The following is a 23,233-nucleotide window of genomic DNA, read 5'->3' as shown; positions in this document are numbered from 1 at the left end:
CTCCGGCGCCGCACCACCCTTCCGCACACCCCCCCCGGCAACCACCGGCAACCACCGGCGATCCCCGCCCCGTCCGGCCCGACTGGAGAACCGCCCATGCGCACCCGCACCCTCCTCCTCGGCCTGCTCCTCGGCCTCGCCGCCCTGCTGCTCCCGGCCCTGCCCGCGACGGCCGCGGACAACGGCACCTGGGGCGTCTTCCCGACACCCCCGGCCGGTGCGGCGATGACCGACCGGGCGTACTTCTTCCACCAGGGGGAGGCCGGCAGCACCATCAGCGACAGCGCGACGATCGTGAACTCCTCCGACAAGGAGCTGACGTTCCAGATCTTCGCCACCGACGCCGTCAACACCCCGGTGGGCGGCGGGTTCGCGCTGCTGCCGGTGGAGACGAAGCCCAAGGACGTGGGGACTTGGGTGGTCCTGCCGCCCGAGACCAAGAACACCGTCACCGTGCCGCCCAAGGGCCGCAAGGACTTCCCGTTCTCCGTGAAGGTCCCGGCGGACGCGACGCCCGGTGACCACGTGGGCGGGATCGTCGCCCTCAACACCGCCGTGGAGGGCATCCAGCAGGAGGGCAAGGTCCAGGTCGGGGTGAAGCGCCAGGTCGGCGCCCGGCTGTACTTCCGGGTTCCGGGGCCGGTGACCCCGGGGCTGAGCGTGGAGGACGTGAAGGTCAGCCGGGCGGCGCCGCTGCTGCCCTGGGTCAAGGACGCCCGCGCCAAGATCACGTACTCCCTGGTCAACCGGGGCAACGTGGTCGTCGAGCCGAAGGTGACCGTCTCCGCCGAGGGGCTGTTCGGCCGCCGGGTGCTCGACCGGCCCTCGCGCGAGCTGAAGCTCGTCCTGCTGCCGGGCCAGCGGATCGAGCTGACCGAGGAGTGGGCGGACGCACCCCAGTCGGACTGGGTCACCGTCGACATCACCGCGGGCGCCTCCGCCTACCCCGACCTCGTCTCCTCCTCCGCTACGGATTTCCTCGCCGTGCCGTGGACCGCACTCGGCGCCCTCCTGGTCCTGGCCGGGGCGGCCATCGGCGCCCGGGTGCTGCGCCGGCGCCGCCGGGCCGCCGCCGCCGAACGGCCGGAACCGGCACCGGACTTGGCTGAAGCGCGATGATCGGTAAAGGTGTCCCCAGGTGACGGCATTCGGCCATCGCCGGGCAGGGGAAGGCGCCGGGAGGCACCACACATGGCACGACAGCACGGCGAAGCGGGGCCCGGCCGGCCGGCGCACGGAACCGTCCCCGCAGGCCCGGCGGCGGACACCGCCGCCGCGGGGATCGAACTGCTCTCCCTCGTCGAGCGGACGCTGGGGACCGGTACGGCGGTGTACGTCCCGGGGGACGGCTGGATCCGGCTCACGCTCCCGCTCGACGACGGCGGTCCGGCCCCGGTCGCGGTGGACGTGGTCGCGGACACCCGGCGGACCCCGCACGGGATCGCGTACCTCCTGCCGGGCGGCGGACTGAACTTCGGCTCCTCCTTCTTCACCCCGTCCGACCTGAACCTCGCCCACCGGCTGCGCCGCGAGGGCCTGCTCGTCGTCGGCGTCACCCCGCGCGAGGACGCCGCGGCCGCGCAGGACATCGGCCCCGACTGGGGGCTCGCGGCGCACCGCCGGGATCTGGCCGCGGTCGTGGAGGCGCTGGACGGGGCACTGGGGCTGCCGTACCAGTACGTCGGCCACTCCGCCGGGGCCCTGCTCGCCCTGGACGCGGCTTCGCACGACGACTCGCCCCGCCTGACCCGGGTGGTGGCCCTGGACACGACCGGCCCCTACTCCGGGGACCTGGCGGTACGGGCGGCCCAGACCCGGGACGTGTTCGAGGCCCGGATCGAGCGGGGTGCGTACGCGATGGACCCGGGTCTGGCGGCGCTGCTCGCCCGGGCCGTCACGGACCCGGGCGGCGCCTCCGAGGTCCCCTGGCCCCCGGACCCGGGGCTCCGCTTCACCAACGCCGGGCTGGCCCACTTCGTGCTGGTCCGCACGTCCCTGCTGCCCGGCCCGGCGGACTGGATCCAGACCCAGGGCCACGCCGCGGGCTCGTACGCCTTCGGGGCCACCCCGGCCGGGGACCGCTTCGGCCTCGCCCACACCACACTGGCCGCCTGGCACGCGGCCGCGGCCGGTCTGGGCAGCGGGCTGATCCCGGACGCGCTGGCGCGGGACCTGGCCGCGGTCTGGGCGGGCGACGAGAAGACGTACGCGATCGACTGGGAGCGGATCACCACCGAAGTGGTGTGGATCAACACCGAACTAGGTCGCGGCGACCACGCGCGCGGCCCCCGGCTGATCCGGGCGGGCGGCAACCGGCGGGTCCGTTTCACCGTCGTCCCGGGCTACGGGCACGGCGACCCCCTCTGGTCGCAGACGGCGTCGGCGGACGTCTGGTCGCTGTTCTGATCCGGGCCGGGGCGCCCCGGCCCGGAAACGGAAACGGAAGCGGAAACGGGCTCGCCCCCCGCGGTGAGGGTTGCGGGGGGCGAGCAGTACTGCGGGGTGTCCGGGGCCCGGACCTGGCGCTGACGCCGGCGGTCAGTGGTTGCGCGGGAACCCGAGGTCCACACCGGCCGGGGCGTCGGACGGGTCGGGCCAGCGGGTCGTGACGACCTTGCCCCGGGTGTAGAAGTGGGTGCCGTCGTTGCCGTAGATGTGGTGGTCGCCGAAGAGCGAGTCCTTCCAGCCACCGAAGGAGTGGTAGCCCACCGGCACCGGGATCGGCACGTTGACGCCGACCATGCCGGCCTCGATCTCCAGCTGGAAGCGGCGGGCGGCGCCGCCGTCGCGGGTGAAGATGGCCGTGCCGTTGCCGAACGGCGAGGCGTTCATGAGCGCCACGCCCTCCTCGTAGGTGTCGACGCGCAGCACGCACAGCACCGGGCCGAAGATCTCGTCGCGGTAGGCGTCGGAGTCGGTCTTGACGTTGTCCAGCAGCGAGAGGCCGATCCAGTGGCCGTTCTCCTTGCCCTCCACCGTGTAGCCGGTGCCGTCCAGGACCACGTCGGCGCCCTGCGCGGCCGCGCCCTTCACGTAGGAGGCGACTTTGTCGCGGTGGGCCGCGGTGATCAGCGGGCCCATCTCGGAGGTCGGGTCGTTGCCGGGGCCGATCTTGATCTTCTCGGCGCGCTCGCGGATCTTGTCCACGAGGGTGTCGGCGATGGAACCGACGGCCACGACCGCGGAGATGGCCATGCAGCGCTCGCCGGCCGAGCCGTAGGCGGCCGAGACCGCGGCGTCGGCGGCGGCGTCCAGGTCGGCGTCCGGCAGCACCAGCATGTGGTTCTTGGCGCCGCCCAGGGCCTGGACCCGCTTGCCGTTGGCGGAGGCGGTGGTGTGGATGTGGCGGGCGATCGGGGTCGAGCCCACGAAGGAGACGGCCGCGATGTCGGGGTGCGCGAGGAGCGCGTCGACGGCGACCTTGTCACCGTGGACCACGTTCAGCACGCCCGCCGGCAGACCGGCCTGGCTCGCCAGCTGCGCCAGCAGGGTGGAGGCCGAGGGGTCCTTCTCGCTCGGCTTGAGGATGAAGGTGTTGCCGCAGGCCACGGCCAGCGGGAACATCCACATCGGCACCATCGCCGGGAAGTTGAACGGGGTGATGCCCGCGACCACGCCGATCGGCTGGCGGATCGAGGAGACGTCCACGCGGCTGGACACCGAGGTGGACAGCTCGCCCTTGAGCTGCACGGTGATCCCGCAGGCCAGCTCGACGATCTCCAGGCCGCGGGCGACCTCGCCCAGCGCGTCGGAGTGCACCTTGCCGTGCTCGGCGACGATCAGCTCGGCGATCGCGTCGCGGTTGGCGTCCAGCAGGGCGCGGTAGGCGAACAGCACCTTGGTGCGGGCGGCCAGCGAGGACTGCCCCCAGGACAGGAACGCCTCCTTGGCCACCTGTACCGCAGCGTCGACCTCGTCGGCGGACGCGAGGGCGACCTGGGTGGTGACCTCGCCGGTGGCCGGGTCGGTGACCGGGCCGTAGTTGCCCGACGCGCCCTCGACGGTCTTGCCACCGATCCAGTGGTTGACGGTCTTCATGCCTAACTCCTTTACAGATGGCGACGTCGCTGCGCGGCTTGCCGGTCGTACTCTTCGCGGGCCTGAGCCGCCGACGCACGGGTCGCGGTCTCGGCCACAGGGACATCCCACCACGCCTGTGCGGGGGGCGGGCCCGACACAGTGTCGGGTGTTCGGGTCTGCGCGTAGACACATGTGGGACGGTCCGCCGCCCGTGCCTCGGCGAGGGCTTTGCGCAGGTCACCGATGGTGCGGGGGCGCATCACGGCCATCCCGAGGGAGGCCGCGTTGGCCGCCAGGTCCAGCGGCAGCGGCGCACCGCTGTACGAACCGTCGACCGCCCGGAAGCGGTAGGCGGTAGCGAACCCCTCGGCGCCCACCGCCTCCGAGAGGCCGCCGATCGAGGCGTATCCCTGGTTGTCGAGGATCACCAGCCTGACCGGGATGCCCTCCTGTACGGCGGTGACGATCTCGGTCGGGTTCATCAGGTACGTCCCGTCGCCGACCAGGGCCCACACCGGCCGGCCGGGGGCGGCCAGCGCGGTGCCGATCGCGGCGGGGATCTCGTAGCCCATGCAGGAGTACCCGTATTCGACGTGGTACTGGTCCGCGGAGCGGGCCCGCCACAGCTTGTGCAGGTCCCCGGGGAGCGAACCGGCGGCGTTGATCAGGATGTCGTCACCGTCGACGAGGCCGTCGAGCAGGCCCAGCACCTGTGCCTGCGTCGGGACGGAGTCCTCGTCGGGAGCCGCGTAGGCCCTGTCGACCAGCCGCTCCCACGCCCTCTTCCCTTCTTTGTACGCCGCCTCGTACGGGGGGTCCACCCGGTACCCGGCGACCTCGGCCCCCAGTTCCTCCAGACCCGCCCGGGCATCGCACACCAGGGGGCGGGCGGCGAGTTTGTGGGCGTCGTACGGGTCGAGGTTGAGCCCGAGGAACCGCACGCCGGGGTCCTGGAACAGGGTCGCGGAGGCGGTCGTGAAATCGGTGAGCCGGGTCCCGGCGGCGATCACCAGATCGGCTCCGCGGGCCAGCGCGTCGGCGGTGGCCGTGCCGGTGTGCCCGATCCCGCCCACATCGGCGGGGTGGTCCCACGGCAGGGCCCCCTTGCCCGCCTGGGTGGAGGCCACCGGGATGCCGGTGGCCTCGGCGAACTCCGCCAGCGCCGCCCCCGCGGCGCTGTGCCGGATCCCGCCGCCGGCGATGATCAGCGGCCGCGCGCAGCCCCGTACGGCCCGGGCGGCCTGCGCCAGCTCGGTCCGGTCGGGCCGTGGCCGGCGTACGCCCCACACCCGCTCGGCGAAGAACTCCTCGGGCCAGTCGTACGCCTCGGCCTGTACGTCCTGCGGCAGCGCGAGGGTGACGGCGCCGGTGCTCACCGGGTCGGTGAGCACCCGTACGGCCTGGAGCGCGGCGGGGATCAGCGCCTCGGGACGGGTGATGCGGTCGAAGTGGCGGGAGACGGGGCGCAGGGTGTCGTTGACGGAGACATCACCCGCGTGGGGGACCTCCAGCTGCTGGAGCACGGGGTCGGCGGGCCGGGTCGCGAAGGCGTCCCCGGGCAGCAGGAGCACCGGGATCCGGTTGATGGTGGCGAGGGCGGCCCCGGTGACGAGGTTGGTGGCGCCCGGGCCGATGGAGGTGGTGACGGCGTGCGCGGACAGCCGCCCGCTCTGCCGCGCGTACCCGACGGCGGCGTGCACCATGGCCTGCTCGTTGCGGCCCTGGAGGAAGGGCATCTCCTCGCGGCCGGCCTCCAGCAGGGCCTGGCCGATCCCGGCGACGTTCCCGTGCCCGAAGATCCCCCAGGTGGCGGCGATCAGCCGCTGCCGGTGTCCGTCGCGCTCGGTGTACTGCCGGGCGAGGAAGCGGACGAGGGCCTGCGCGACGGTGAGCCGGACGGTCGGGGTCTGGGTCGGCGTCGGGGTCGGCGTCATGCGGGGTCCTCCGCTCCGTGGTGGAAGGGTAGCCGGGGGTCGATGTCCCGGCCGGTCCAGGTGGAGCGGATCCAGCCGTGATCGGGGTGATCGCGGATGAGCCACTCCCGGGTCGCGCCGGGTCCCGCCATGACGTTGAGGTAGTACATGTCGTGGCCGGGCGCGGCGATGGACGGACCGTGCCAGCCGTCCGGGATGAGGACCGCGTCACCGGTCCTCACCTCGGTGAGGATGTCGGTCTTCCCCGCCGGGGAGGGGCTGACACGCTGATAGCCGAGGCCGGGCGTGTCCCCGTGCGGGGCGATCTCGAAGTAGTAGATCTCCTCCAGCCGGGATTCCACGCCGGGGTGGTGCTCGTCGTGCTTGTGGGGCGGGTACGAGGACCAGTTGCCGCCGGGGGTGAGCACCTCCACGGCGATGAGGCGGTCGCAGTCGAAGACGCCGGCGGCGGCGAAGTTGTTGACCTGGCGGGAGCACTGTCCTGCTCCGCGGAGCTCTACGGGGACCTCCCGCGCGGGCCCGTACCGGGCGGGCAGCCTGCGCTCGCAGCGCGCGCCGACGAGTGCGAAGCGGCCGCCCTCGCGGGAGACGATCTCGGCGTGCCCGTCCCGGGGGAGGTAGGCGAAGTCGGTCGGGCCGTCGAACACCCCGCGTCGCCCCCGCAGCCGGAAGACCTGCGGTCCGCTCCCGGGGCGCCGCCCCGGACCCCGCTCCTCAAACGCCGGAGGGGGGTGTTTGTCGCGGGCGTCGGCCGACTCGTGGGGGTGCGCCCCGGCGCGGGGGTCCGGGGCGGAGCCCCGGGGCGGGGGGCCGGGGGTAGCGCCCCCGGTTTCGGGAAGGGGCGGGGTGGGGGGAGGCTCCGCGCAGCGGACCTCGCAGCCGCCCGCCAGGGGGAGCACGATCCACTCCGACTCCCCGCACGGGTGCGCGTACACCTCCCCCGGTACCAGGTCCAGGACGAGCAGCCTCGTCCACTCCATCGCCCACTCAGACACCACCGGCACGGCCGAGCACCTCCTCCACTTCCGCCGCGAACGGCATCGCCGTCGAACAGGCCAGCCGCGAGGCCACGATCGCCCCGGCCGCGTTCGCGTAGCGGATCACCCGCTCCAACTCCCACCCCGCGAGCAGCCCGTGGCACAGCGCCCCGCCGAAGGCGTCCCCCGCGCCGAGCCCGTTGACGACGGTCACCGGGACCGGCGCTGCCTCCACGACCGTCCCGTCGCGGTGGACGGCCAGGACCCCGGCCGGTCCCCGTTTGACCACCGCCAGCTCCACCCCGGCGCCGAGCAGCGCCCGCGCCGCCGCGTACGGCTCGGTCTCGCCGGTGGCGATCGCGCACTCCTCGGCGTTGCCCACGGCGACGCCGGCGAGGGACAGCGCGCGGCGGTACCACTCCACCGGCCCGGCGCCCCCGCCCCCGTCCCCGGACCCGGAGGGCCACAGCATGGGCCGCCAGTCCAGGTCGAACACCGTGAACGGGCTCCGGCCGCGCGCTTCCAGCGCGGCCAGGGTGGCCGTCCGGCTCGGCTCCGCACTGAGCCCGGTGCCGGTCATCCAGAACACCCGCGCCGCCCGCACCGCGTCGAGGTCGAGCTCGTCCGCGGCGATCTCCAGGTCCGGCGCCTTCGGGTACCGGTAGAAGTACAGCGGGAAATCATCGGGCGGGAAGATCTCGCAGAAGGTCACCGGCGTCGGATAGGCCGCCACCTCTCCGGCCCACCGGTCGTCGACCCCGAACCCGCGCAGCTCCGCACGGAGATACGCGCCGAAGGGGTCCGCGCCGGTCCGGGTGATCACCGCCGTCCGCCGGCCCAGTCGGGCCGCCGCGACGGCGACGTTGGTCGGGGAACCCCCCAGGAACTTCCCGAACGTGTCCGCTTCCGCGAGCGGTACGCCCGTCTTCAGGGGGTAGAGATCCACCCCGATCCGGCCCATCGTGATCAGGTCGAACGCCAACGGATCCGCAGCCATCACCACACCATTCCTCCCGACCGAGTGCTCCCCGTACCCAAGAGCCTCGCACCCTAAGGTGGCCGTATGACGTCCTCACCACCCGCGTTGACCCGTATCCGCGTCGGATCGGCTCCGGACTCCTGGGGGGTCTGGTTCCCCGACGATCCCCGGCAGACCCCGTGGGAGCGGTTCCTCGACGAGGTCGCCGAGGCCGGGTACGAGTGGATCGAGCTCGGCCCCTACGGCTATCTCCCCACCGATCCCGTCCGGCTCGCCGAAGAGGTCGGGGCGCGCGGCCTGCGGGTCTCGGCGGGGACCGTCTTCACCGGACTCCATCACGGGCCCGCCGTCTGGGAGGACACCTGGAAGCACGTGTCGCGGATCGCGGAACTGACCCGGGCGATGGGCGCGGCGCACCTCGTGGTGATCCCCGCCTTCTGGCGCGACGACAAGACCGGCGAGGTGCTGGAGGACCGCACCCTCAGCCCGGAGGCCTGGCGCGAACTGACCACGCAGACCGAGCGGCTGGGGAAGCGGGTCCAGGACGAGTACGGGCTGCGGATCGTCGTCCACCCGCACGCTGACACGCACATCGACACCCCGCAGAACGTGGCCCGCTTCCTCGACGCCACCGATCCCGCGCTGGTCTCCCTCTGCCTGGACACCGGGCACTACGCGTACTGCGGCGGCGACAGCGTGCAGGCCATCGAGACCTTCGCCGAGCGGATCGGCTACCTCCACCTCAAGCAGGTCGACCCGCGGATCCTCGCCGAAGTCGTCCGGGACCAGGTCCCCTTCGGGCCGGCCGTGGCCCGCGGGGTGATGTGCGAACCGCCGGCGGGGGTGCCCGCGCTGGAGCCGGTGCTGGCGGCCGCCGAGCGGCTCGGCGTGGACCTGTTCGCCATCGTGGAGCAGGACATGTACCCGTGCCCGCCCGACCGGCCGCTGCCGATCGCCCGCCGCACCCGCGCCCACCTGCGCTCCTGCGGAGCCCGCTGAACCGGATCCCCCGGCCATCCCCCGGCCGTACGAACCCTCCTGGAGGAACAGAACATGACCAGCACGCTCGGCATCGCCGTCATCGGTACCGGGAAGATGGGCTCCGACCACGTCCGGCGCTTCGGGCGGACCGTGGGCGGGGCCCGGGTGGTGGCCGTGGCCGACCCGGACGGGGACCGGGTCAAGGAGGTCGCGGCCGGTCTGGACGGGGCGGGCGCGCACACCGATCCGGCGGCCGCGATAGCGGCGCCCGGGGTGGACGCCGTACTGATCGCCTCGCCCGGGCCCGCCCATGAGGAAGCGATCCTGCACGCGCTGGAGCGGGGGCTGCCGGTGCTCTGCGAGAAGCCGCTGACGCCCGGTCCGGCGGGCGCCCTGCGGATCATGGAGGCGGAGGCGCGGCTGGGCCGCCGGCTCGTGCAGGTCGGCTTCATGCGGCGCTACGACGCCGAGTACGCGCGGCTCAAGGAGCTGCTGGACGCGGGCGGCATCGGGCGGCCGCTGTTCCTGCACTGCCGGCACCGCAACGCCTCCTCGCCGTCCTTCTTCACCAGCGACATGCTGATCAGCGATTCGGTGGTGCACGAGGTGGACGCGGCCCGCTGGCTGCTGGGCCAGGAGATCACCGCGGTGACCGTGCTCTCCCCGACGCCCTCCTCGGCCGCCCCCGAGGGGCTGCGCGATCCCCGGTTCGTGCTCATGGAGACCTCCGGCGGCGCCGTGGTCGACGTGGAGATCTTCGTCAACTGCGGCTTCGGCTACCAGGTGCAGTGCGAGGCGGTCGGCGAGTCCGGCACGGCCCGGATCGGCGACGGCCACGCGATGGTCGTCCAGGCGGCGGGCCGGTGGGGCGGGGAGATCGACCAGGACTTCACGGTGCGGTTCGCCGACGCCTACGACCGCCAGCTCCGCCGCTGGGTCGCCGCGGCCTCGCTGGGCCGGGTGGACGGCCCCGACGCGTGGGACGGCTATGCGGCGGCGGCCGTCTCCGAGGCGGGCCTCACCGCGGCCCGCAGCGGCGTACGCACCCCGGTGGCCCTGGCCGAACGCCCGCCCCTGTACCGCTGATCCGGCCGCCGCCGCGGCCCCGGGACGCACCCGAAGGCAGGCCTTCGGACGGCAGGGGCATCATGGGGGAATGCCCGAGATACCTTCCTCCACGGCCCCGGTCGCGATGCGACTGCCCCGGTACACGAAGACGGAGCAGGACGAGATCCTCGGCGGCGGCGCCGACCCGTTCGGTGTGGACGCGGCCGGCCTGACGTGGCTGCCCAAGACGGAACACTTCGGCGTCACGTACGACGACCGGCTGCTGGCACACGCGGGCCTGCTCCGGCTGCCCATCGCGGTCGGCGCCGCCACGACCGAGGTGGTGGGCGTCGGAGGAGTGGCCGTCGCATCCGACGCACGAGGCCGCGGCCTGGCGCGGGTCGTCCTCGCGGCCGCACTCGACCACGCCCGCACGATGGGCCCGCGGCACGCGCTCCTGTTCTGCCGGCCACCGCTCGTGCCGCTGTACGAGCGGCTCGGCTGGCACCCGCTCGACGAGGAGGTCCTCGTCGAACAGCCCGGAGACCGCGTGGTCGCCATGCCGCTCCGCACCATGGTGACCCCCCTGCACGATGACGCGATCTGGCCCTCGGGACCGGTACGGCTCTTCTCCCTCCCCATGTGACGGGCGCAACCGGGCGTACCGCCTGCGCCCCGTGTGCCGCCCATGTCACGGGAGTCGTGGATGTGTCACACATGTCCGCATTACGCGGGTCTTCCGTCACAGGCGGACGACAGCCCCTCCCCTGACCTCACCCTGCGTCGTTCTCCGGGCACAACCTGAGTGATCGTCAGTGTCCACGCGCCGGCTCCCCCGACGGCCTCCCGGCCGGCCCCGCGGCGTGGACAAGGAGGTGTCGAGGATGAGCGACCGACAGCTGTGGTCGTACAAGGAGATCGCCGCTCACATCCGGGTCCAGCCGGACACGGTGCGCTCCTACCGCAAGCACGGGCTGCTGCCCGCACCCGACCACGTGGAGGGCGGCAAGCCCTACTGGTACGCCGACACCATCCGCGCCTGGGTGGCACGCCGGCCCGGCAACCGCGGACGCCGCGAGGACTGACGCGGCGTCCGGTCCAGGGACGGGACCCTCCCGGGCCCCGTCCGCTAGCGGCTCCCGGCGGGCACCGGCTCGGGCGCGGGCTGTTCGGCGGTGGGCGCCGGCTCCCCCTCGCTCAGCCCGATGCGTTCGTGCAGTCTGCGCAGCGGTGCCGGCGCCCACCAGGTGGCCTTCCCGGTCAGCTTCATCACCGCCGGCACCAGCAGGCTCCGCACGACCATCGCGTCCATCAGCACGGCCAGCGCGATCCCCAGGCCCAGCATCTTGGTGTTGGTGACCCGCGAGCTGCCGATGGCGACCATCACCACCGCCAGGATCACGGCCGCCGCGGTGATCAGTCCGCCCGTGCGGGTCAGTCCGGCGCGCACGGCGCCCTCGTGGTCCCCGGTCCGGTCGTACTCCTCCTTGATCCGGGATATGAGGAACACCCCGTAGTCCATGGAGAGTCCGAAGGCGATGCAGAACATCAGCACGGGCAGGGTGGTCTCGATGTCTCCGGTGGAGGTGAAGGACAGCAGTCCGGAGAGGTGGCCCTCCTGGAACACCCACACCACCGCCCCGAACATCGCGGTCAGGCTCAGGGCGTTGAGCAGCACCGCCTGGACGGGTATCAGCAGGCTCCCGGTGAGCAGGAAGACCAGGAGGAGCGTGGCCAGCACCACGACGGCCAGCGCGAGGGGCAGTTTCTCGGCTATCGCGTCGCGGGCGTCGACGAGCACGGCGGCCTGTCCGGTCACGGCCGTGTCGAAGGGCGCGTCCACCGCCCTGACCAGGCCCACCAGATCCTGGGCCTCCTGTCCCACTTCCTCGCCCTTGGTGAGCACCGAGAAGTAGGCGGATCCGCTGCCGTTGGCCGAACTCACCGGCCCCTCCACCCCCAGCACTCCGGGCAGGGCTTCCACCCGGCGCTTGTAGGCGTCGAGATCGGCGGCGCCGGAGGCCCCCTCGGTCAGCACGGTCAGTGCTCCGCCGGGGCTGCCCGGGAAGCCTTCGCGGATCTGCTGCTGCACCACGTGCGACGAGGCGGTCGTCGGCAGCTGCCGGTCGTCCACGGTGCCGAACTTCACTCCGAGGAAGGGCGTTCCGAGCAGCAGCAGTCCGGCCGTGGTGACCACGGCGAACACCGGTGCGCGGCGCATCACCAGATCGGTGAGCCGGGCCCAGCCCCGCCCGCCCCCGGCCCGGGCCGGGTCGCTCCCGGCCGGTCCGCTACGGCGCCACAGCCGGCGCAGGTCGAGGGAGTTGACCCGCTCCCCCAGCAGCACCAGCGCGGCGGGCAGCACGACGAGCGCGGCCGCCGCGGCGAGCAGGACCACCGCGACTCCGGCGTAGGCGAAGGAGCGCAGGAAGTACATCGGGAAGAAGAGCATGGCCGAGAGGGCGACGGCCACGGTCAGCGCCGAGAACAGGACCGTCCGTCCGGCGGTCCGCAGGGTGACTCCGACGGCCGCCACCGGGTCGCGCCCGGCGGCCAGCTCCTCGCGGAACCTCCGGACGATGAACAGGGCGTAGTCGACGGCGAGGCCGAGTCCGAGGGCGGTGGTCAGGTTCTGCGCGAAGACGGAGACGTCGGTGAACTCGGTGAGCCCGCGCAGCACGGCATTGGTTCCGATGATGGCGATGATGCCGACACCGAGGGGCAGCAGGGCCGCTATGGCGCTGCCGAAGACGAGGATGAGCAGGACGAGCGTCACGGGCAGGGCGATCAGCTCGGCGCGCAGCAGGTCCTCCTGGATGGTGGAGGTCACCTCGCGCTGGACGGCGGCCGGCCCGCCGATGGACACCTTCACCGGTCCGTGCTCGCCGCGGTAGCTCGGCACGATCCGCTCCAGGACGGCGTTGGCCGTCTTCTCGTCGCCGAGCACCCGGGCGGCTATCAGGGCCTGGCGGCCGTCCTCGGAGCGCAGGGTGGGCAGCCCGGTCCGCCAGTACGAGCCGACGCCGGTCACTCCCGGTTCGGCGGCGAGCCGCGCGGTCAGCCGCTCCGCCTCGGCGGCGACGGCGGGGTCGTCCACCCCGGCCGCGCCGGCGCCGGCCGCGGCGTCGAGGAGCAGGAGCAGATTGGGCTGGGAGCCGGGGAACTCGCGTTCCAGGGCCTTGGTGGCATAGGTGGAGGCGGCGCCGGGGTCCTCCCAGCCCCCGCTTCCCAGCCGGTCGGCGACGCCTCCGCCGGCGAAGACGGCCAGGGCCGTGACCACGAGGGCGAGCAGCAGGGAGAGCCTCGGCCGTGTGGTGACGAACCCGGTCCACCGGCCGCCCTCCCCAGGCGACGGCGGTTTCTTGACTTCGGACATGTCTCGGTGTCCCCTTCACCGTGGTTGCCAGGCCACTTAGACTGGCAAACACGAGCAGTCGCTCGCGTTCTTCAAGAATGCGAGCGACCTCTCGCGTTTGTCAATCACCCACGGGAAGCAACGGGAAGCAAGGGATTGGACATGCGGGAGACCTCTCGGACCAAGAAGGCGGACAAAGCGGGTGAACCGACCGCGGAGGCCGCACCGGGAACACCCTCAGAAAGCGTCACGGAAGGCGCCACCGGAGACATCACCGGAGGCATCACGGAAGCCGCCCCGCGCCGCCGCCAGGCCCGCGGCGAGCGCCGGATCGCCCAGCTCCTGGCGGCTGCCGCCGGGGTGTTCTGCCGAACGGGCTACGCGGCGGCCAGCACCAACGCCATCGCCCGCGAGGCCGGCGTCTCCCCGGGCACGCTCTACCAGTTCTTCCCGAACAAGGAGGCCATCGCCGTAGAGCTCGGCGGGCACCTCCTCCAGCGCGCCCACGAGGCGCACGGCCGGGCCTTCCTCCCCGAGAACCTGGACCGCCCGCTGCCCGAACTGCTCGACGCCGTCCTGGATCCGGTCATCGCCTTCAACTGCGAGAACCCGGCCTTCCTGGCGCTCATGCACGGCTCCGGCATCCCCGGCATCGCCCAGGAACACGACGAGCTGCACGTCGGCATGCTGACCCGCGTCGAGGGGGTGCTGCGGGCCTGCGTCACCCCGGCCGCCGACGGCGCCCCCGCCACCGAAGCCGAACTCACCCACGTGGCCACCATGGTGCTCGGCATCGTCAAGACCTCGCTCGAACTGATCCTGGCCAGCGAGGGCGCGGAACGGGCCGCGTACGTCACGGAACTGAAGACCGTCCTGTTCCGCTACCTCGACCCGATGATCACCACGCCTCTTCCTCACTGACCATCTCCCCGACACCCCCGGGACCCGGGCCGCCCGGGCCCGGCCCGGACCCGTCACCGCCACCGGATCCCGCCCGCAACCGCAGCCCCACCAGCGGGAAGACCAGTACGGACACCATCCCGGCCCCGACCAGCGCCGCGGCCTCCCCCGACCCGAGCTTTCCGGCCTGCACGCCCAGGGTGGTGATCGCCACCACCAGCGGCAGCGCCGTGGAGCCGAACAGGACCAGCGCCGACCGGTCCTTGCGCCCGAGGTCCCGGGGGGCCAGCAGCCACATCGGGAGCCCGCGCACCACGAGGAAGAGCACCAGGAACACGGGCAGCAGCAGGAGCACCCGCCCGCCCCCGAGCAGCGCGGTCAGGTCGAACTCGATCCCGGTGACCACGAAGAACAGCGGCACCAGGAAGCCGAAACCGAAGGCCTCCACCTTCGACAGCACGGCCTCGCTGCTCTCCGGGGCGGCCCCGTGCAGCACGAGCCGGGTGATCAGTCCGGCGGCGAAGGCGCCGAGCAGGACGTCGAGGCCGAGCACCTCGGACAGCGCCAGGAACGCCACGAGGATCAGCACCACCAGGCGCACCGCGAACTGGCCGCTGCTGTGCAGGGTCTTGGCGATGACCCGGGCGAACCACGGCGGCTTGGGCCGCATCGCCCAGAACACCGCGGCGGCCGTGAGCACCGCGAAGCCGATCAGCAGCGCCGCGGACTGCGCCGGCGCCCGCCCGCTGAGCAGCAGGGCCATCGCGATGATCGGCCCGAACTCGCCGACGGCGCCCATCGCCATCATCACCGAGCCGAACCGGCCCTGGAGGTCCCCCGAGTCCCGCAGGACCGGCAGGATCGTGCCCAGCGCGGTACTGGTGAGCGCGGTGCCGATGTAGACGCCCTTCTCGAACCCGCCGCCCGAGATCAGCAGGCCGATCCCGAGCCCCAGCGCGAGGGCGGCCATCCAGGCCCACACCGACCGCTTCAGGGTGTCGCCCTTGACCTGTGCGAACTGGATCTCGTAGCCGGCCAGGAAGATCAGCATCGCGAGGCCGAGCTCGCTGAGCACGTCGATGACCTCGCCGGAGCGTGCCCAGCCGAGGACGTCGGGTCCGACCAGGACGCCCAGGACGATTTCGAAGATCACCAGCGGGACGGGGAGCCAGCGCGAGACCCCGTACGCGAGCAGGGGCGCGAGCACCGCGATCGACATGATCAGGATGAGAGTGATCCCCGGGTGCGCCATGTGTGCCATTTACATACGCTTCGCCGTGATTGTCCACCGCAAAAGATCTCGCCGCACACCCACCGGATGCTCGCATTGATACCCCCTAGGGGTATAGTCTCGAAGCGTCGGGATGAACGGTGGACCCTCCACGGGCGATCCGCCGTCTTCCGGCCCCCGGAAACGCCCTTGAAGAGGAGAACGACATGAGCGCCGACACGGACACCCAGACCACCACCGTCTACCGGGTGACCGGCATGACCTGTGGGCACTGCGAGGGCGCGGTCACCGCCGAGCTCACCGCCCTGGCGGGCGTCAGCTCGGTCAAGGCCGTCGCCGCGACCGGCGAGGTCACCGTGGTCTCGGCCGCCCCGCTCGACGAGGCCGCCGTGCGCGCCGCCGTCGACGAGGCCGGCTACGAGTTCGCCGGCCAGGCCTGATCCCTCCCTCTTCGGCCGTACCCCGCAGTACCCCGCCGGGCCGTACCGGTCAGCTCATACTGGTTCCGTACGGCCCGGCCCTCCCCCTGGAGCCCGGATCATGAGCAGCAGCACAGTGCACGACGGACCCATAGCGGCAGCCGGCGCCACCGCGCCCACCGCCGAGGTCGAGCTGACCATCGGCGGGATGACCTGCGCCTCCTGCGCGGCCCGCATCGAGAAGAAGCTGAACCGGATGGACGGGGTCACCGCTTCGGTGAACTACGCCACCGAGAAGGCCAAGGTCTCGTACGGCGAAGGCGTGGCGGTCGCCGACCTCATCGCGACGGTCGTCAAGACCGGCTACACCGCCGAGGAGCCCCCGCCGCCGGAGCCCGAACCGGATTCGCAGGCCGCCGGGGCCGAGGAGGCCCGCGACCCCGAGCTGGCCGCGCTGCGCCAGCGCCTCCTGGTCTCCGTGACGCTCTCGCTGCCCGTCGTACTGCTCGCGATGGTCCCGGCCCTCCAGTTCGACAACTGGCAGTGGCTCTCGCTGACCCTCGCCGCCCCCGTCGTCGTCTGGGGCGCGCTCCCCTTCCACAAGGCCGCCTGGACCAACGCCCGGCACGGCGCCGCCACCATGGACACCCTGGTCTCGGTGGGCACGGGGGCCGCCTTCGCCTGGTCGCTGTGGGCCCTGTTCTTCGGCCACGCCGGAATGCCCGGCATGCGGCACGGCTTCGCCCTCTTCACAGTTCAGGGGGGCAGCGTCTCCCGTACCGACGGCTCCTCGGCCATCTACCTGGAGGTGGCGGCCGGAGTCGTCAGCTTCATCCTGCTCGGCCGCTACCTGGAGGCCCGCTCGAAGCGGAAGGCCGGCGAGGCCCTCAAGGCCCTGATGCGGCTCGGCGCCAAGGACGTGGCGGTCCTGCGCGGCGGAACTGAGGTCCGCATCCCCGTGAGCGCGCTCGCCGTGGGCGACCGGTTCCTCGTCCGGCCCGGCGAGAAGATCGCCACCGACGGCACGGTCGTCGAGGGCAGCTCCGCCGTGGACGCCGCCATGCTGACCGGCGAGTCGGTCCCGGTCGAGGTCACCGTGGGCGACACCGTCACCGGAGCCACCGTCAACACCTCCGGCCGCCTCGTCGTCGAGGCCACCCGCGTCGGCTCGGACACCCAGCTCGCCCGGATGGCCCGGCTGGTCGAGGACGCGCAGAACGGCAAGGCCGAGGTGCAGCGCCTCGCCGACCGGATCTCCGGGGTCTTCGTCCCGGTCGTGCTCGTACTGGCCCTGGGCACCTGGATCACCTGGCTGCTGATCACCGACAACCCGACGGCCGCCTTCACCGCCGCCGTGGCCGTCCTGATCATCGCCTGCCCGTGCGCCCTGGGCCTGGCCACCCCGACCGCGCTGATGGTCGGCACCGGCCGGGGCGCGCAGCTCGGCATCCTGATCAAGGGCCCCGAGGTGCTGGAGTCCACCCGGCGCGTCGACACCGTCGTCCTGGACAAGACCGGCACCGTGACCACCGGCCGGATGACCCTGATCGCCGCCCACCCCGCCGAGGGCGTGGACGCGGACGAACTGCTGCGCCTGGCCGGGTCCCTGGAGCACGCCTCCGAGCATCCGATCGCCCGGGCCGTCGCGACGGCGGCCGCGGACCTCCCCGGCGGCCTGTCGGTCCCGGAGGGCTTCGAGAACCACGGCGGACTCGGGGTCCAGGGCGTGGTCGACGGCCACGCCGTCCTGGTGGGGCGCGAGAAGCTGCTCGCCGACTGGTCGATCGCGCTGCCCGCCGCACTCGCCGAGGTCAAGGCCGCGGCCGAGGCCGAGGGTTCCACCGCCGTGCTGGTCGCCTGGGACGGGGAGGCCCGCGGGGTGCTGACCGTGGCCGACGCGGTCAAGGAGACCAGCGCCGAGGCCGTGTCCCGGCTGCGGGCGCTGGGTCTGACCCCGGTCCTGCTGACGGGCGACAACGAGGCCGTGGCGCGGAGCGTGGCCCGCGCGGTGGGCATCGACGAGGTCATCGCCGAGGTGCTCCCGCAGGACAAGGTGGACGTCGTGCGCCGGCTCCAGTCCGAGGGCCGTACGGTCGCCATGGTCGGCGACGGGGTCAACGACGCCGCCGCGCTGGCCCAGGCCGACCTGGGCCTGGCCATGGGCACCGGCACCGACGCGGCGATCGAGGCGAGCGACCTGACCCTCGTACGGGGCGACTTGCGGGTCGCGGCGGACGCGATCCGGCTCTCGCGCCGGACCCTGGCCACCATCAAGGGCAACCTCTTCTGGGCCTTCGGCTACAACGTCGCGGCGCTGCCGCTGGCCGCCGCCGGACTGCTCAACCCGATGATCGCGGGGGCCGCGATGGCCTTCTCCTCGGTCTTCGTGGTCACCAACAGCCTGCGGCTGCGGTCCTTCCGCTAGTGATCACCCTTCACGTCTCGCGCACGGATCCTTCACACGAGACGCAGATCACAGGGACCCCGGCGTAACCTTCGGACACCCCCATGGGTCTAATGGGGCGATGCCGAAAACGTGTTGGTACGACTACACGTTGCCTCGGCGCGCAGACACCCGGTCCGGGTCCCGTGGGGGGAATCCGTTCCGGGGTAAGGAAAGCGCCCCGACCTTCGACCCGTGGGGGGATCGATGGCGGGGCGCTTTTCCTGTACAAGACGTTCTACGAGTCCTGCGGGTACTGCGGCTCGACCCTCGGGTCAGCGGGACTCGACCGGGACGAAGTCGCGCAGGACCTCGCCGGTGTAGATCTGGCGCGGGCGGCCGATGCGGGAGCCGGGCTCCTTGATCATCTCGTGCCACTGGGCGATCCAGCCGGGCAGCCGGCCGATCGCGAAGAGCACGGTGAACATCTCGGTCGGGAAGCCCATGGCCCGGTAGATCAGGCCGGTGTAGAAGTCCACGTTCGGGTAGAGGTTGCGCTCGACGAAGTACTCGTCGGCCAGCGCGTGCTCTTCCAGCTTCAGGGCGATGTCGAGGAGCTCGTCGTCCTTGCCGAGCGCCGAGAGGACATCGTGCGCCGCCGCCTTGATGATCTTCGCCCGGGGGTCGAAGCTCTTGTAGACGCGGTGTCCGAAGCCCATGAGGCGGACGCCGTCTTCCTTGTTCTTCACCTTGCGGATGAAGGCGTCGACGTCGCCGCCGTCGTTCTTGATGCCCTCGAGCATCTCCAGGACGGACTGGTTCGCGCCACCGTGCAGCGGGCCCCACAGGGCCGAGATGCCGGCGGAGATCGAGGCGAACATGTTCGCCTGCGAGGAGCCGACCAGACGCACGGTGGAGGTCGAACAGTTCTGCTCGTGGTCCGCGTGCAGGATGAGCAGCTTGTCGAGCGCGGCGACCACGACCGGGTCCAGGTCGTACTCCTGGGCCGGCACGGAGAAGGTCATGCGCAGGAAGTTCTCGACGTAGCCGAGGTCGTTGCGCGGGTAGACCACCGGGTGGCCGACCGACTTCTTGTACGCGTACGCCGCGATCGTCGGGAGCTTGGCCAGCAGCCGGATCGTCGAGAGGTTGCGCTGCTTCTCGTCGAACGGGTTGTGGCTGTCCTGGTAGAACGTCGACAGCGCGCTGACCACGGAGGACAGCATCGCCATCGGGTGCGCGTCGCGCGGGAAGCCGTCGTAGAAGCGCTTGACGTCCTCGTGCAGCAGCGTGTGCTGGGTGATCTCGTTGCGGAACGACGCGAGCTGGTCGACGGTCGGCAGCTCCCCGTTGATCAGCAGGTAGGCGACCTCGATGAAGGTCGAGCGCTCCGCCAGCTGCTCGATCGGGTATCCGCGGTAGCGCAGGATGCCCTGCTCACCGTCGAGGTAGGTAATGGCGGACTTATAGGCGGCGGTGTTTCCGTAGCCGCTGTCCAGGGTGACCAGCCCGGTCTGAGCCCTGAGCTTCGAGATGTCGAAGCCCTGGTCACCGACGGTGCTCTCGACCACCGGGTAGGTGTATTCACCGTCCGCGTACCGCAGTACTACAGAGTTGTCGCTCACGTCATCCCTCACCGACGTAGTGCCTCTTCTTCGAGGTGCCCTGACTGCCTCTACCTTCCCCCATTTGGCGCAGGTGAGTGCACTCGGGGTCGAGCTTTGGTGTTTTTGACGGCACTCAGTGCCGCCAGCGTGCACATCCTGCCCCCTCCGGAACCGTTGTAGGAACCCCAAATGATCGATCATCTAGGTGATGTTTCCCACCGGTATCCGGCCGGACAGCCTGGGTGCGACGGCCGTGTACCTCCTGCCTGCGGAAACGGTACGCACCGCCTGGGCGAGGGCTTTGCGGGACCCGACGAGGACGACCAGTTTCTTCGCCCGGGTGACGGCCGTATACAGAAGGTTCCGCTGGAGCATCATCCAAGCGCCGGTCGTGACGGGGATCACGACGGCCGGATATTCACTCCCCTGGGAGCGGTGGATGGTGACGGCGTACGCGTGGGCCAGCTCGTCGAGCTCCGCGAACTCGTAGGCCACTTCCTCGTCTTCGTCCGTGCGCACGGTCAGCCGCTGTTCCTCCAGGTCAAGGCCGGTGACCACGCCGACCGTGCCGTTGAAGACCCCGTTGGCCCCCTTGTCGTAGTTGTTCCGGATCTGGGTGACCTTGTCGCCGACCCGGAAGACGCGGCCGCCGAACCGCTTCTCGGGGAGGTTCGGCCGGGCCGGGGTGATGGCCTGCTGGAGGAGCGCGTTGAGGTTCCCGGCGCCGGCCGGACCGCGGTGCATGGGGGCCAGCACCTGGATGTCCCGCCTCGGATCGAGGCCGAATCTGGCTGGAATTCGACGGGCGGCGACGTCCACGGCGAGCTTCCCGGCCTCCTCCGTGTCCTCCTCGGGGAACAGGAAGAAGTCGGGCAGCCCGTCGGTGATCGGCGGCAGGCCGGTGTTGATCCGGTGGGCGTTGGTCACCACCCCGGACTGCTGGGCCTGCCGGAAGATGGTGGTGAGCCGGACGGCCGGGACCGGTCCGCCCTCGGCGAGCAGATCGCGCAGCACTTCGCCCGCCCCGACCGAGGGCAACTGGTCCACGTCCCCGACCAGCAGCAGGTGGGCACCCGGTGCCACGGCTTTGACCAGCTTGTTCGCCAGCAGCAGGTCGAGCATCGAGGCCTCGTCCACCACGACCAGGTCCGCGTCGAGCGGCCGCTCCCGGTCGTACGCCGCGTCCCCGCCCGGTTTCAGTTCCAGGAGCCGGTGCACGGTGGAGGCCTCGGCCCCGGTGAGCTCGGCCAGCCGCTTCGCCGCCCGGCCCGTGGGGGCGGCGAGGACCACCTTGGCCTTCTTGGCCCGGGCCAGCTCCACGATCGAGCGGACGGTGAAGGACTTCCCGCAGCCCGGCCCGCCGGTGAGCACCGCGACCCGGCGGGTGAGGGCGAGGCGGACCGCGTCGCGCTGCGCGGGCGCCAGCGTGGCCCCGGTCCGGCCGGCGAGCCAGCCCAGGGCCTTGTCCCAGTCCACGTCCCGGAAGGCGGGCAGCCGGTCCTCGTCCGCGTTCAGGAGGCGGCGCACCTGGCCGGCCAGGGACAGTTCGGCGCGGTGGAACGGCACCAGGTACACGGCGGTGAGGGGGTCCGGACCGCCCTGCGGATCGGGCACGGATTCCCGTACGACCCCTTCCGGATCGGCGGCGAGCTCCGCCAGGCAGTCGATGACCAGCCCGGTGTCCACCTGGAGCAGCTTGACCCCGTCGGCGATGAGCCGGTCCTCGGGCAGGAAGCAGTGCCCCTGGTCGGCGGACTGGGACAGGGCGTACTGGAGGCCCGCCTTGACCCGCTCCGGGCTGTCGTGCGGGATCCCGACGGCCTGCGCGATGCGGTCGGCGGTGAGGAAGCCGATGCCCCAGACGTCGGCGGCGAGCCGGTACGGCTGGTTCTTCACCACGGAGATGGAGGCGTCGGCGTACTTCTTGTAGATGCGCACCGCGATGGAGGTGGAGACGCCGACCCCCTGGAGGAAGACCATGACCTCCTTGATGGCCTTCTGCTCCTCCCAGGCCGCACCGATCAGCTTGGTGCGCTTGGGGCCGAGGCCCGGCACTTCGATCAGCCGCTTCGGCTGCTCCTCGATGACGTCGAGGGTGTCGAGGCCGAAGTGCTCCACGATCCGGTCGGCGATCTTCGGGCCGATGCCCTTGATGAGGCCGGAGCCGAGGTAGCGCCGGATGCCCTGGATGGTCGCGGGCAGCAGCGTCGTGTAGTTCTCCACGGTGAACTGCCTGCCGTACTGGGCGTGCGAGCCCCAGCGGCCCTCCATGCGCAGGGATTCGCCCGGCTGGGCCCCGAGGAGGGATCCGACGACCGTGAGCAGGTCGCCGGCGCCACGGCCGGTGTCCACCCGGGCGACCGTGTACCCGCTCTCCTCGTTGGCGTAGGTGATGCGCTCCAGCACGCCTTCGACCACCGCCGGTGCCAGGGGCGCGTTCGTCGTCATGGCCCGAAGCTACAGCCCGGGTGCGACAGGTCCGCCGGGCCTGTGGAAATCGAGGCGATTGCGCACGGACGAACCAAAAGGGGGTCCCGCCTTCCGGCCGGACCCCCTCACGGTTACCCCTCCCTCGTCGGACTTCCCGATCCCCCCGGATCCCCCCCGGAAGTTTCCCGACGCACCATACGACCCGCGACCCCTGCTCTTGGTTGCACGAGGATTCGGAACTTTACCTTTCCATTACCCAAGGGGGTTCTGAAGGCCATCCGAGGTGCCGCCGAATCGCCACAGAAGTAGCGTTTCAGACATGAGCGAACCTTCCTTCCAGGACGACGTGCTGAACGAACTCGGCGACGACAAGCTGACCGAGATCGCCGGCCTCCTCGGCACCGACGCGAACGGCGCCCGTGACACCGTCGCGGCCACGGTCGGGGCGATGACCGGCGACCTCCAGCAGAAGGCCGACGCCGATGACGACGACGGCAACGAGGTCCGCCAGGCCTTCGCCGAGGTCACCCAGGCCCCGCTGGAAGGCGTGGCCACCCTCGGCGGCGGCCTGGGCGGCATGCTCAGCGGCGGAATGATGGCCGGGGTGCTCGCCAAGGTGAGCAAGCCCGTGGCCAATGCCGTCTCGAAGAAGACCGGCATCCCGGCGCCCACCGTCGCCCGGGTCATCGAGCTGCTGATCCCCGTCCTGCTGGCGGTCTTCGCCAAGCGCGCGGCGGGGAAGGCCGGGGGCGCGGGCGCCGGAGCCCCCACGGCGGCGGGCGGCGAGTCCGCCATCCCGTCGCCGGGAGCGGTACCCGGTGCGGCGGGCGCGGCCCCCGCGGCCGGCGGCAGCCTCGGCGACCTGCTCGGCCAGATCCTCGGCGGCGGCAAGAAGTAGCCGGTCTCACCCGCCGGTTCCACCAGCCCGTTTCACCCGTTCGGACGAAGCACACCCGGGCCGGGTCCGGAC

General features: G+C 72.0%; 18 protein-coding genes. 10 read left to right on the top strand and 8 right to left on the bottom strand.

Annotated elements, in window-relative coordinates; genetic code table 11:
• Positions 1-96 precede the first annotated feature (96 nt).
• Together ACFWNV_RS32850 and ACFWNV_RS32845 are read left to right on the top strand one after the other, a co-directional pair.
• Positions 97-1,119: a WxL protein peptidoglycan domain-containing protein gene (locus tag ACFWNV_RS32850; RefSeq protein WP_383954119.1), complete on the top strand. Its 1,023-nt coding sequence runs from the start codon at positions 97-99 to the stop codon at positions 1,117-1,119.
• A 72-nt stretch (positions 1,120-1,191) separates the two neighbouring features.
• Complete coding sequence (locus ACFWNV_RS32845) at positions 1,192-2,406, top strand: hypothetical protein (RefSeq protein ID WP_383954117.1); 1,215 nt, start codon at positions 1,192-1,194, stop codon at positions 2,404-2,406.
• 132 nt (positions 2,407-2,538) lie between these two features.
• Here the strand turns inward: ACFWNV_RS32845 and ACFWNV_RS32840 are convergent, their stop codons facing one another.
• Genes ACFWNV_RS32840 through iolC form a run of 4 tightly spaced genes read right to left on the bottom strand, consistent with a single transcriptional unit; the run spans position 2,539 to position 7,928 of the window.
• Complete coding sequence (locus ACFWNV_RS32840) at positions 2,539-4,038, bottom strand: CoA-acylating methylmalonate-semialdehyde dehydrogenase (RefSeq protein ID WP_383954115.1); 1,500 nt, start codon at positions 4,036-4,038, stop codon at positions 2,539-2,541.
• Between the two features lie 11 nt (positions 4,039-4,049).
• A complete protein-coding gene (gene iolD / locus ACFWNV_RS32835; protein WP_383954113.1) occupies positions 4,050-5,954 on the bottom strand; it encodes a 3D-(3,5/4)-trihydroxycyclohexane-1,2-dione acylhydrolase (decyclizing) in 1,905 nt (634 codons plus the stop codon).
• Complete coding sequence (gene iolB / locus ACFWNV_RS32830; protein ID WP_383954123.1) at positions 5,951-6,934, bottom strand: 5-deoxy-glucuronate isomerase; 984 nt, start codon at positions 6,932-6,934, stop codon at positions 5,951-5,953. Before iolB ends, iolD begins: the two co-directional genes overlap by 4 nt.
• Before the next feature lie 7 nt (positions 6,935-6,941).
• A complete protein-coding gene (gene iolC, locus ACFWNV_RS32825) occupies positions 6,942-7,928 on the bottom strand; it encodes a 5-dehydro-2-deoxygluconokinase (protein ID WP_383954111.1) in 987 nt (328 codons plus the stop codon).
• 66 nt (positions 7,929-7,994) lie between these two features.
• Here iolC and ACFWNV_RS32820 point away from each other — a divergent pair, with 66 nt between their 5' ends.
• The 4 genes from ACFWNV_RS32820 (at position 7,995) to ACFWNV_RS32805 (ending at position 11,023) form a co-directional block, all read left to right on the top strand.
• Positions 7,995-8,909: a sugar phosphate isomerase/epimerase family protein gene (locus ACFWNV_RS32820; RefSeq protein ID WP_383954109.1), complete on the top strand. Its 915-nt coding sequence runs from the start codon at positions 7,995-7,997 to the stop codon at positions 8,907-8,909.
• 54 nt (positions 8,910-8,963) lie between these two features.
• Positions 8,964-9,977 (top strand): Gfo/Idh/MocA family protein, encoded by a 1,014-nt coding sequence (locus ACFWNV_RS32815; protein ID WP_383954107.1) that lies wholly within the window; start codon positions 8,964-8,966, stop codon positions 9,975-9,977.
• Between the two features lie 70 nt (positions 9,978-10,047).
• Positions 10,048-10,584 carry a GNAT family N-acetyltransferase gene (locus ACFWNV_RS32810; protein ID WP_383954105.1) on the top strand — a complete coding sequence of 179 codons (537 nt, stop codon included), beginning with the start codon at positions 10,048-10,050 and terminating at the stop codon, positions 10,582-10,584.
• A gap of 238 nt (positions 10,585-10,822) precedes the next feature.
• On the top strand, positions 10,823-11,023 hold the full coding sequence (locus ACFWNV_RS32805; RefSeq protein ID WP_053674774.1) for an AlpA family transcriptional regulator: 201 nt from the start codon (positions 10,823-10,825) through the stop codon (positions 11,021-11,023).
• Positions 11,024-11,067: 44 nt separating this feature from the next.
• On the opposite strand, the gene ACFWNV_RS32800 is transcribed toward ACFWNV_RS32805, so the two are convergent.
• Positions 11,068-13,314 carry an MMPL family transporter gene (locus tag ACFWNV_RS32800; protein ID WP_383954102.1) on the bottom strand — a complete coding sequence of 749 codons (2,247 nt, stop codon included), beginning with the start codon at positions 13,312-13,314 and terminating at the stop codon, positions 11,068-11,070.
• Between the two features lie 141 nt (positions 13,315-13,455).
• Here ACFWNV_RS32800 and ACFWNV_RS32795 point away from each other — a divergent pair, with 141 nt between their 5' ends.
• Positions 13,456-14,214 carry a TetR/AcrR family transcriptional regulator gene (locus ACFWNV_RS32795; RefSeq protein WP_383954100.1) on the top strand — a complete coding sequence of 253 codons (759 nt, stop codon included), beginning with the start codon at positions 13,456-13,458 and terminating at the stop codon, positions 14,212-14,214.
• On the opposite strand, the gene ACFWNV_RS32790 is transcribed toward ACFWNV_RS32795, so the two are convergent.
• A complete protein-coding gene (locus tag ACFWNV_RS32790; RefSeq protein WP_383954121.1) occupies positions 14,192-15,445 on the bottom strand; it encodes a cation:proton antiporter in 1,254 nt (417 codons plus the stop codon). The genes ACFWNV_RS32795 and ACFWNV_RS32790 overlap by 23 nt on opposite strands.
• Before the next feature lie 185 nt (positions 15,446-15,630).
• Here ACFWNV_RS32790 and ACFWNV_RS32785 point away from each other — a divergent pair, with 185 nt between their 5' ends.
• Together ACFWNV_RS32785 and ACFWNV_RS32780 are read left to right on the top strand one after the other, a co-directional pair.
• Positions 15,631-15,864, top strand: coding sequence for a heavy-metal-associated domain-containing protein (locus ACFWNV_RS32785; protein WP_250739571.1), 234 nt, complete (start codon positions 15,631-15,633; stop codon positions 15,862-15,864).
• 100 nt (positions 15,865-15,964) lie between these two features.
• On the top strand, positions 15,965-18,268 hold the full coding sequence (locus tag ACFWNV_RS32780) for a heavy metal translocating P-type ATPase (protein ID WP_383954098.1): 2,304 nt from the start codon (positions 15,965-15,967) through the stop codon (positions 18,266-18,268).
• Positions 18,269-18,561: 293 nt separating this feature from the next.
• Here ACFWNV_RS32780 and ACFWNV_RS32775 read toward each other — a convergent pair whose 3' ends face one another.
• Positions 18,562-19,851 (bottom strand): citrate synthase, encoded by a 1,290-nt coding sequence (locus tag ACFWNV_RS32775; RefSeq protein WP_243335006.1) that lies wholly within the window; start codon positions 19,849-19,851, stop codon positions 18,562-18,564.
• 183 nt (positions 19,852-20,034) lie between these two features.
• On the bottom strand, positions 20,035-22,281 hold the full coding sequence (locus ACFWNV_RS32770) for an ATP-dependent RecD-like DNA helicase (protein ID WP_383954096.1): 2,247 nt from the start codon (positions 22,279-22,281) through the stop codon (positions 20,035-20,037).
• A gap of 301 nt (positions 22,282-22,582) precedes the next feature.
• Here ACFWNV_RS32770 and ACFWNV_RS32765 point away from each other — a divergent pair, with 301 nt between their 5' ends.
• Complete coding sequence (locus tag ACFWNV_RS32765; protein ID WP_383954094.1) at positions 22,583-23,161, top strand: DUF937 domain-containing protein; 579 nt, start codon at positions 22,583-22,585, stop codon at positions 23,159-23,161.
• Positions 23,162-23,233 lie beyond the last annotated feature (72 nt).

Origin of the sequence: Streptomyces sp. NPDC058401, assembly GCF_042722885.1 — a bacterium.
Taxonomy (GTDB): Bacteria; Actinomycetota; Actinomycetes; order Streptomycetales; family Streptomycetaceae; genus Streptomyces.
The sequence above is the reverse complement of the archived record's forward strand: the minus strand, read 5'-3'. Positions and strand labels throughout refer to the sequence as shown.